General features: G+C 58.4%; 1 protein-coding gene and 1 pseudogene. Both read right to left on the bottom strand.

The window, feature by feature from the left end; genetic code table 11:
* Positions 1-200, bottom strand: a pseudogene (locus C5S61_RS27035) (hypothetical protein); the annotation flags it as partial.
* Between the two features lie 4 nt (positions 201-204).
* On the bottom strand, positions 205-438 hold a 234-nt coding region (locus tag C5S61_RS26725), incomplete at its 5' end, for a hypothetical protein (RefSeq protein ID WP_164689198.1).

Below are 438 nucleotides of genomic sequence, written 5' to 3'. Positions count from 1 at the left end.
GCTTCAACCTCGGCATAATTGAAATTCGTACCCTTGAGGTCGCCAAGGGCCAGCCACTTCTCATGAACGCGAACCGTGAGCGGAATGAGGTCGGCAGGGTCGGTCGGAACGTCCCCATACCATGCAACCGCCGTCACGCTCATGTAATCATGAAGCTGACGGCGAGCATCCCTCATTTGCTCACGGAACTCGTTCGGCATTGTATCAGCCCTTGGCCTTGGTCGGCTTGACTTTCGTCTCGTCGGCCTCGGTAGCGACGGCCTGGGCCTCGCCAGCCGGGATAGCCTCGGACACAAGAGGGCCTTCTTGGAGCTTCTGTTCAAGCTCCTTCTGTTCCGTCTTGTTCTTCGGCTTCTTGATGGAGCCAGCGGCTACCAGCTTGTCATATTCGCCGTTCGGGAACTCCGTGGCGACTCCGGCCTTGGCATATTCGCGGAG

It is taken from the genome of Herpetosiphon llansteffanensis (assembly GCF_003205875.1).
Lineage (GTDB): Bacteria > Chloroflexota > Chloroflexia > Chloroflexales > Herpetosiphonaceae > Herpetosiphon > Herpetosiphon llansteffanensis.
This window is presented reverse-complemented; position numbering and strand designations above follow the sequence as displayed.